Source organism: Neisseria sp. P0008.S010 (assembly GCF_051962715.1).
GTDB lineage: Bacteria > Pseudomonadota > Gammaproteobacteria > Burkholderiales > Neisseriaceae > Neisseria > Neisseria elongata.
Window position 1 is genome coordinate 18,782 of the sequence record NZ_JBQCVA010000018.1, and the last position, 9,647, is coordinate 28,428.

General features: G+C 52.8%; 5 protein-coding genes and 1 CRISPR repeat array. All 5 genes read left to right on the forward strand.

Annotation, left to right across the window (positions count from 1 at the left end; translation table 11 throughout):
- The first annotated feature begins 3 nt into the window (after nucleotides 1–3).
- The 5 genes from cas7c (at nucleotide 4) to cas2 (ending at nucleotide 3,936) form a co-directional block, all read left to right on the forward strand.
- Complete coding sequence (gene cas7c, locus ACTHSL_RS06410; protein ID WP_440380781.1) at nucleotides 4–843, forward strand: type I-C CRISPR-associated protein Cas7/Csd2; 840 nt, start codon at nucleotides 4–6, stop codon at nucleotides 841–843.
- 79 nt (nucleotides 844–922) lie between these two features.
- Nucleotides 923–1,291: a hypothetical protein gene (locus tag ACTHSL_RS06415; protein WP_440380782.1), complete on the forward strand. Its 369-nt coding sequence runs from the start codon at nucleotides 923–925 to the stop codon at nucleotides 1,289–1,291.
- Between the two features lie 27 nt (nucleotides 1,292–1,318).
- Entirely contained in the window at nucleotides 1,319–1,969 is a 651-nt protein-coding gene (gene cas4 / locus ACTHSL_RS06420; protein WP_440380783.1) for a CRISPR-associated protein Cas4, read from the forward strand.
- Nucleotides 1,970–2,554: 585 nt separating this feature from the next.
- On the forward strand, nucleotides 2,555–3,568 hold the full coding sequence (gene cas1c / locus ACTHSL_RS06425) for a type I-C CRISPR-associated endonuclease Cas1c (protein ID WP_440380784.1): 1,014 nt from the start codon (nucleotides 2,555–2,557) through the stop codon (nucleotides 3,566–3,568).
- Between the two features lie 74 nt (nucleotides 3,569–3,642).
- Entirely contained in the window at nucleotides 3,643–3,936 is a 294-nt protein-coding gene (cas2, locus tag ACTHSL_RS06430) for a CRISPR-associated endonuclease Cas2 (protein ID WP_003685729.1), read from the forward strand.
- A gap of 189 nt (nucleotides 3,937–4,125) precedes the next feature.
- Nucleotides 4,126–9,603: a CRISPR direct-repeat array (repeat unit 32 nt; unit sequence CCAGCCGCCTTCAGGCGGCTGTGTGTTGAAAC).
- Nucleotides 9,604–9,647: the final 44 nt, after the last annotated feature.

A 9,647-nucleotide genomic window follows, 5' to 3' on the forward strand; every position in this document is an offset into this window, starting at 1 on the left:
AAAATGAGCTTAACCAAAAAAATCGACTTTGCCTTAATCCTGAAAGTAACCAACGCCAACCCTAACGGCGACCCCTTAAACGGTAACCGCCCGCGTGCTGATTTCCAAGGTTTCGGCGAAATGACCGATGTGTGCCTGAAACGCAAAATCCGCGACCGCCTGCAAGACAGCGGCGAGAGCATCTTCGTACAATCGGACGAAAAGAAAACCGACGGCATGACCAGCCTGGCCAACCGTGCCAAAGACAAAGATGTCGGCTTGGGTGCGGATGCCTTTAACGCCAAAAAAGCCAACAAAGACGACACCGCCAAGAAAGCCTGTGAAAAATGGCTGGATGTACGCAGCTTCGGACAAGTTTTCGCATTCAGCGGCGACGGCAGCAGCGGCATATCCATCGCCGTGCGCGGGCCCGTTACCATTCAATCCGCATTTAGCGTCGAGCCAATTAACATCACCAGCACCCAAATCACCAAAAGTGTCAGCGGCGAAGGCGACGGCACGAAAAAATCTTCCGACACCATGGGCATGAAGCACCGCGTCGATCAGGGCGTGTACGTTGCCTTCGGTGCAATGTCGCCGCAACTTGCCGAGCGCACCGGCTTTTCAGACGACGATGCCGAAAAAATCAAAGCCGTACTCACCAAACTCTTTGAAGGCGACGCATCATCCGCCCGCCCCGAAGGCAGCATGCAGGTGCTGAAACTTATCTGGTGGGAACACAACAGCAAAGCAGGGCAATATTCTTCGGCCAAAGTGCACGGCAGCCTGAAAGTGAATGCGGACGGCAGCTATGAACTGGAAAAACTTGATGGCTTAGTTCCGCAACAAATCGACGGCTTCTAAAACATTTAAAAAATGACCGTACTTTTAACGAGAGGGTGGGCATCCTTGCCCACCATTCTATCAAGTTGGAGAAACAAATATGAAATATTGGTTAGTTGGAGCCTCTTGGGGTGGACAGGATCATCAAGATCAGTTTTTTGTGAAAAATGGTTATTGGATGCTGGGATGGGAGGAGAAAGACCAACCTGAACAATTTAAAAGAGGAGAACAAATACAAGTAGGCGATCGAATTGCAATCAAGCGAATGAAAGGGCAAGGATCATCTGAAATTAGAATCTTACATATAGGTATTGTTAAAGGTGTTATTGCTGAAACGAACAAAGTCATTTGCGTTACGGATTGGATAGTTAAAGATTTGGATAGAAGCGTTGAAAGTAGAGGATGCTTTAAGAGTGTCCATGGTCCATACGATAAAGATGAATGGATAGAGAGAATTTTTTGCCTATAACAAAAATTTATTGAAAATTTTGAAAAAATGACCGCACTTTCAACTGAAAGTCCAAGGGAAAATCAGGACACGCGCCTGATTCCCCTTTCCGCCCTGCAACACTACGCCTTCTGCCCGCGTCAATGCGCGTTGATTCACAACGAGCAGGCGTGGGCGGAGAACTATTTGACCGCGCAGGGCAAGGCGCTGCATGAGCGGGTGGATTCGGGCGAGCCGGAAACGCGCAAGGGCGTGCGCTTTGAGCGGGCGGTGCATGTGTCGGCGGAAAAACTGGACATCAGCGGCGTGTTGGATTTGGTAGAAGTGGACACGAAAACAGGCAGCCTGAAACCTGTAGAATACAAACGCGGCAAGCCCAAACCCGACCCGATGGACGAAATCCAGCTTTGCGCCCAAGGTTTGTGCTTGGAAGAAATGACGGGGCAAACCGTCTCTGAGGGCGCGCTGTGGTATATGCAAACCCGCCACCGCGTCCCCGTCGTGTTTTCAGACGACCTGCGCGCCCAAACACTTGCCACCATCGCCGCAGTGCGCGAACTCCTAAACAGCGGTCAAACCCCGCCGCCCGACTATGGTAAACACTGCAAAGCCTGCTCGTTGGTGGAGATTTGCCAGCCGGAGTTGTTAGGGAAACGGGATAGGAGTGTGGGGTATGTAAATGAATTATTTTCACAATAAACAATCAAGGAATTGACTTTGTTTTTGAAGTGGTCTATTATGGACTCCTGACATCTTGTTATGGGAGGAAAAATGGGTAGTCGGAGCGATAAAGGCTGGAAAATTCATTTGGAAAAAAGAGCTGATGATGAAATTTTATTCCATGTTAAGGGAATTAGAAAAATTGTTAGTATACTAATATTAACTGTATTTACGATTATCTATTTGATAGATGGATATTTCCGTTTCCATTCGTGAATATATTCATTTGTTTGTCTTTTGTCTTTAAAGGAGGTATGTAAGAAGATCACTCTATAATTCCAGGTGCTTTATAGATGCCTGTGTGTTGAAACCTTGATTGTTTTTTGTTTAATTTGATTGAGTAGTACCGCCTTTTTTATGGCGGTACTTATTTAATTGATTTATCTGATATGCGTAGATACAAGATCTGATACTTGTGTCCAAAGATTTGTTGAGATTGATGTAATTTGAAATGATTGTTGTGGACTGGCAATGTTGGAGTCGGATTCAAGAATCCGACCTACCGTCTTTCAGGTAGCCCAATCATAGCCCCAAAAGTACGGTCAAACCCCAAGGAGTTTCCCCATGCGCAAACTGCAAAACACGCTCTATATCACCACCCAAGGCAGCTATCTGCATAAGGAGCGGGAGACGCTGGTGGTGGAGCAGGAGCGTAAGAAGGTGGCGCAGTTGCCGGTGCATTCTATCGGGCATATTTTCTGCTTTGGCAATGTGTTGGTGTCGCCGTTTTTATTGGGGTTTTGCGGTGAAAATAATGTAAATTTGGTGTTTTTTACCGAGAACGGACGTTTCTTAGGGCGGTTTCAGGGGCGGCAAAGCGGCAATGTGCTGCTGCGTCGGGCGCAGTATCGGGTGTCGGAGCAAAATCCCGTACCGATTGCGCGCAATATCATTGCGGCAAAGATTCAGGCGAGTAAGCGGGTGCTTCAGCGGCAGATTCGCAATTACGGCGAGAATGTGGTGATTCAAAGTGCGGTCGATGCTTTGAACATTTCGCTGCGGCAGTTGAAGGGCGCGGCCAAGCTGGACATGGTGCGCGGTATTGAAGGCGACGCGGCGGCGCGTTATTTCGGCGTATTCGGGCAGCTTTTAAGCGAAAAAAGCGGCTTTACTTTTGACGGACGCAACCGCCGTCCGCCCAGAGACGGGGTGAATGCGCTGTTGTCGTTTGTGTACAGTATTTTAGGCAAGGACATCAGCGGCGCGCTGCAAGGCGTGGGGCTGGATCCGCAGGTAGGCTTTCTGCACGCCGACCGGCCGGGGCGCGACAGTTTGGCGCAGGATATTTTGGAAGAATTCCGCGCATGGTGGGCAGACAGGTTGGTGTTGTCGCTGATTAACCGCGGGCAAATCAAACCGCAGGATTTTGTTACCGAGGCAAGCGGTGCGGTAAGCTTAAAAGCGGAGGCGCGTAAGCTTTTGTTCCAAACCTTGCAGGCGAAAAAGCAGGAGAAAATCGTGCATCCGTTTTGGGGCGAGGAAGTGGAAATCGGGCTACTGCCGCATATTCAGGCCATGCTGTTGGCGCGGCACTTGCGCGGGGATTTGGCGGAATATCCGCCGTTTTTGATGAGATAGGTTTGCAGGTCGTCTGAAAACGGGTTGGATGTTTTCAGACGACCTCTAAAGCAGCCTGCACATGGGAATACAAAATGCTGATGCTGATTACTTACGATATTTCGCTGGAAGACGCGGAAGGACAGGCAAGGCTGCGGCGCGTGGCGAAATTGTGTTTGGACTACGGCGTGCGCGTGCAATATTCGGTGTTCGAATGCGACATCGCGCCCGACCAGTGGGTTGTTTTAAAAGATAAACTTTTGAAAACCTACAACCCCGAAACCGACAGCCTGCGCTTTTACCATCTGGGCAGCAAATGGCGGCGCAAAGTGGAACATCACGGCGCAAAACCGGCGGTGGATGTGTTTAAGGATACGTTGATTGTGTGAATCGCCAACCTGCGGTTCTCATGAAAATGCGACGGGGTTGGCGAACTGGGATTGTTCTTTAACAATCAGGATATTGTGAATGCGGGTGTAACGGAAAAGGCTGTGTTATACTCGCGTTCGCGCTTTTCTTGGGAGCTTAGCGAAATCAGGGCTGCGAAACCTGATGGAGCAAGGCTTTTGAGAGAGGCTCCAGCCGCCTTCAGGCGGCTGTGTGTTGAAACTTGTGAAAGCAAATCCTTTTGGAATATCGATACCCAGCCGCCTTCAGGCGGCTGTGTGTTGAAACTTGTTTACCAGCTTCGTAGGCAGAATTTTTAACCCCAGCCGCCTTCAGGCGGCTGTGTGTTGAAACAACTGTCTTGGGATTTTCAATAACTTCCTTATTACCAGCCGCCTTCAGGCGGCTGTGTGTTGAAACTATAAATAAAATAACAATATATCTATTTAAGGAACCAGCCGCCTTCAGGCGGCTGTGTGTTGAAACCGCTGTTGCCCAAAACATCGACAGCCTGCCAAACCAGCCGCCTTCAGGCGGCTGTGTGTTGAAACATGCCCAAGTAAGGGCAGACGTCCCCATGCCCCCCAGCCGCCTTCAGGCGGCTGTGTGTTGAAACAAGCCCGCGATTGACGGCCAGCCCCACACAGCGCCCCAGCCGCCTTCAGGCGGCTGTGTGTTGAAACGTTAGTGCTCGAATACATTGGATCAATACCAATAACCAGCCGCCTTCAGGCGGCTGTGTGTTGAAACAACAAATATAGCGTACTACGATTATGCTAATCGTAGCCAGCCGCCTTCAGGCGGCTGTGTGTTGAAACGTTCATGATGGGTGTAGATGTATTTAAAGACAATCCAGCCGCCTTCAGGCGGCTGTGTGTTGAAACTGTGGTTGCACCAATCGAATTGGCTCAAGATGCAACCAGCCGCCTTCAGGCGGCTGTGTGTTGAAACTTTTTACGACCTTTAAAAAGTCCAAGAATTCGTTCCAGCCGCCTTCAGGCGGCTGTGTGTTGAAACTTTGGCAAATGAAAATCCTTTCGGAATTTCCACGCCAGCCGCCTTCAGGCGGCTGTGTGTTGAAACCAGTTTGCGTGATTTGGCAGCAACATCGGTTCGTCCAGCCGCCTTCAGGCGGCTGTGTGTTGAAACTGTTTCCAATTGTTCGATTTCTTGGATTGCTTCCCAGCCGCCTTCAGGCGGCTGTGTGTTGAAACTGTGTCATATACATCAGGTGACAAATATGGGCTTCCCAGCCGCCTTCAGGCGGCTGTGTGTTGAAACCCTAACAGTGTTTGTTCTGTCATATCGCAGAAAAGCCAGCCGCCTTCAGGCGGCTGTGTGTTGAAACGCCGTGTGTGATGGGTCAATCAAAAACAATCTCTACCAGCCGCCTTCAGGCGGCTGTGTGTTGAAACGCGACACTGGCGAAATCCTTTACGTGCCGATGAAAGCCAGCCGCCTTCAGGCGGCTGTGTGTTGAAACTCGCTACGTTCAAAGGCGAGAAAGGTGAACGAGCCAGCCGCCTTCAGGCGGCTGTGTGTTGAAACCAGCAAGTAAGCACAGGAACGCCAAGACGGGCGGCCAGCCGCCTTCAGGCGGCTGTGTGTTGAAACGTCTTCCGCCTGCATTTTCTTGGCAGCCGCCAACCCAGCCGCCTTCAGGCGGCTGTGTGTTGAAACTCCTGCGCCTGCCGCGCATGGAACAACGAATAGCCCCCAGCCGCCTTCAGGCGGCTGTGTGTTGAAACTCATGCTCTCGGGGGCGAACCAGCCGAATATGACGCCAGCCGCCTTCAGGCGGCTGTGTGTTGAAACAACATCATGCAGTATTTGAAACATCCAGATACTGCCAGCCGCCTTCAGGCGGCTGTGTGTTGAAACGTAGAGATTTTCCAACATCTCGCATCTCAATATCCAGCCGCCTTCAGGCGGCTGTGTGTTGAAACAAGCTCTATCGCTGTCTTCCAGTCGAAATTAGCAACCAGCCGCCTTCAGGCGGCTGTGTGTTGAAACTAATGGAACGTTGTACGTTCCGTCCCAGTTGCCATCCAGCCGCCTTCAGGCGGCTGTGTGTTGAAACTTTCAAAGGCCGTCTGAAAAAACCGATTTGTTTGGCCAGCCGCCTTCAGGCGGCTGTGTGTTGAAACACCATACTTTAGCCATGAGCCGCTTTAACAGCCTCCAGCCGCCTTCAGGCGGCTGTGTGTTGAAACTTAGCAGCCCTACTTACCGCATCTTTAACGCAATCCCAGCCGCCTTCAGGCGGCTGTGTGTTGAAACTTCGGGCAGCCCTCCGGGGACGCTGGCTGAAACCCCAGCCGCCTTCAGGCGGCTGTGTGTTGAAACCGCCGACCCGAACCACGCCCGCCCAGACCACAGGCCCCAGCCGCCTTCAGGCGGCTGTGTGTTGAAACAGCCCGACTTGGTGGAGCAGGCGAAATGACCAAGCCAGCCGCCTTCAGGCGGCTGTGTGTTGAAACGGCCAAGTATTGCAGGATTTATGAAAAAGGCCGCCCAGCCGCCTTCAGGCGGCTGTGTGTTGAAACCAGCCTCTTGCGTCGATTGCTGATAAAAGGCATTCCAGCCGCCTTCAGGCGGCTGTGTGTTGAAACTGGGTTGCTACCGCTTGCTAATTCCAACAAATCATCCAGCCGCCTTCAGGCGGCTGTGTGTTGAAACATGAGGCTGTTAAAACGGCTCATGGCTAAAGTATCCAGCCGCCTTCAGGCGGCTGTGTGTTGAAACAGGCAAAACGTCAAGCCTACTTTAACAACTTTTCCAGCCGCCTTCAGGCGGCTGTGTGTTGAAACTCATAATTGTCATAATCGCCATAGCGATATTCCTCCAGCCGCCTTCAGGCGGCTGTGTGTTGAAACTGTTTTGCTCAACAGGCCGGAGCCGTGAAGACATCCAGCCGCCTTCAGGCGGCTGTGTGTTGAAACGATGGCAGGGCGTCCGCGCGGCGTGTTGCACGACCCAGCCGCCTTCAGGCGGCTGTGTGTTGAAACCAAAATCACAAACCCAAAGCCTTAACTACTTCGGCCCAGCCGCCTTCAGGCGGCTGTGTGTTGAAACCGTTTTGGCGCTTGACGGCAAACCCAAGCTGACCCAGCCGCCTTCAGGCGGCTGTGTGTTGAAACTGGTCAAGGTGGCGGCAAAGGCGGTGGTGCGGGCCCAGCCGCCTTCAGGCGGCTGTGTGTTGAAACAGTATGGCGTTGCCGTTGCGGCAACAACCCTGATCCAGCCGCCTTCAGGCGGCTGTGTGTTGAAACTCCGAGGTTTAAGAGCTACTACGGCGCAAGCTACACCAGCCGCCTTCAGGCGGCTGTGTGTTGAAACCTCGGCCAAAGCGTGCAACTGCTACACACAGCAGCCAGCCGCCTTCAGGCGGCTGTGTGTTGAAACTCCGTGGCCGGGTTGCGCGGCAGCTTGGACGACCCAGCCGCCTTCAGGCGGCTGTGTGTTGAAACCGCCGTGGAGAAGAAGGAGTGGCACGGCACGCCGCCAGCCGCCTTCAGGCGGCTGTGTGTTGAAACGTTTTGGCGCTTGACGGCAAACCCAAGCTGACCCAGCCGCCTTCAGGCGGCTGTGTGTTGAAACACTTCGTCAGGCTCTTGCCCAGCCCCTGCCGTCCCAGCCGCCTTCAGGCGGCTGTGTGTTGAAACAATAAAGGCGGTAGGGTTTTGCCCCTGCGTTGCGCCCAGCCGCCTTCAGGCGGCTGTGTGTTGAAACCATCGGCTATTGAGATTATTGCCGACATTATCGAGCCAGCCGCCTTCAGGCGGCTGTGTGTTGAAACGACCATTTCAGGTATGGCAGGAACGAACATTTCAGCCAGCCGCCTTCAGGCGGCTGTGTGTTGAAACATCAATTTGTTTTCAAATGTGTAGTTGTAAACAGCCAGCCGCCTTCAGGCGGCTGTGTGTTGAAACAATCTATATTTCGTGTTCACCTGTTGGTGGATATCCAGCCGCCTTCAGGCGGCTGTGTGTTGAAACGTCAATAGATTGTCGTAATGGTTTGATTTTTTCTCCAGCCGCCTTCAGGCGGCTGTGTGTTGAAACAGACCTATCCCCTGTCGGACAACACACTGCAGGAACCAGCCGCCTTCAGGCGGCTGTGTGTTGAAACATTTCATCAATGCCCCAGCTGGACACTTTGTAGACCCAGCCGCCTTCAGGCGGCTGTGTGTTGAAACCCGGGCATTTGCAACCACGACCCGGAAACGACGGTCCAGCCGCCTTCAGGCGGCTGTGTGTTGAAACCTGTCGCCGGTATCGGAAACGGTCGAGCCGAGAAGCCAGCCGCCTTCAGGCGGCTGTGTGTTGAAACGGACGCTGACGCGTACATGGGCGGGGAGCATCCAAGCCAGCCGCCTTCAGGCGGCTGTGTGTTGAAACCGCCCGATTGATTCGGACGGCCTCGTCATGCAAAACCAGCCGCCTTCAGGCGGCTGTGTGTTGAAACTGTCTGGTAACAATCGGTGCATCTATGCCACGTTCCAGCCGCCTTCAGGCGGCTGTGTGTTGAAACCTGGTACCAAAAAATCATACGAAGTAACACTGGACCAGCCGCCTTCAGGCGGCTGTGTGTTGAAACATCATAAAAATAACCCTAAAGCATATGAAGATTGCCAGCCGCCTTCAGGCGGCTGTGTGTTGAAACCCCGATGAAATTTAACACAATGCTCGGCGTTATAACCAGCCGCCTTCAGGCGGCTGTGTGTTGAAACTGGCAACGCCGAAGGCGGAGCAGGGGAGGCAGGGCCAGCCGCCTTCAGGCGGCTGTGTGTTGAAACCGGTGGCAGTGGTTCTTCCGGCTCATCTGGGACCCAGCCGCCTTCAGGCGGCTGTGTGTTGAAACAGCACAATCATAATCCCCGTAACGGATGCGGCCACCAGCCGCCTTCAGGCGGCTGTGTGTTGAAACCCGGAGGAGCAGGCGGGGAAAGTCAGGCGGTGCAGCCAGCCGCCTTCAGGCGGCTGTGTGTTGAAACCGCCTCCATGGTAAACAGTCCGTCTTTATTGCTCAACCAGCCGCCTTCAGGCGGCTGTGTGTTGAAACGGGCATCTGCCGAATATCAAACCTCCTGACGAAAGGCCAGCCGCCTTCAGGCGGCTGTGTGTTGAAACTATCATAAAAATAACCCTAAAGCATATGAAGATTCCAGCCGCCTTCAGGCGGCTGTGTGTTGAAACTTAACGAAGCACTAGACCGCGCCATAGTTGATGAACCAGCCGCCTTCAGGCGGCTGTGTGTTGAAACTGGCTCCACAATTTCAACGTTTGCTACTATCACATCCAGCCGCCTTCAGGCGGCTGTGTGTTGAAACTTCCGACAAAACCCCCAATACCGACAACAGAAAGAACCCAGCCGCCTTCAGGCGGCTGTGTGTTGAAACCATGCCTATCTGATTTGGCCGATAGCTTTAATCAACCAGCCGCCTTCAGGCGGCTGTGTGTTGAAACTTTAACACTAGTGTCAAATCTAAAATCAGGAACCACCAGCCGCCTTCAGGCGGCTGTGTGTTGAAACCCTTTCACGGTAGACACACAGCAAAACCGTGTCGGCCCAGCCGCCTTCAGGCGGCTGTGTGTTGAAACTCCCACTTGACGGAACAGGTAGATACCTTCGCTCCCAGCCGCCTTCAGGCGGCTGTGTGTTGAAACTCCCACTTGACGGAACAGGTAGATACCTTCGCTCCCAGCCGCCT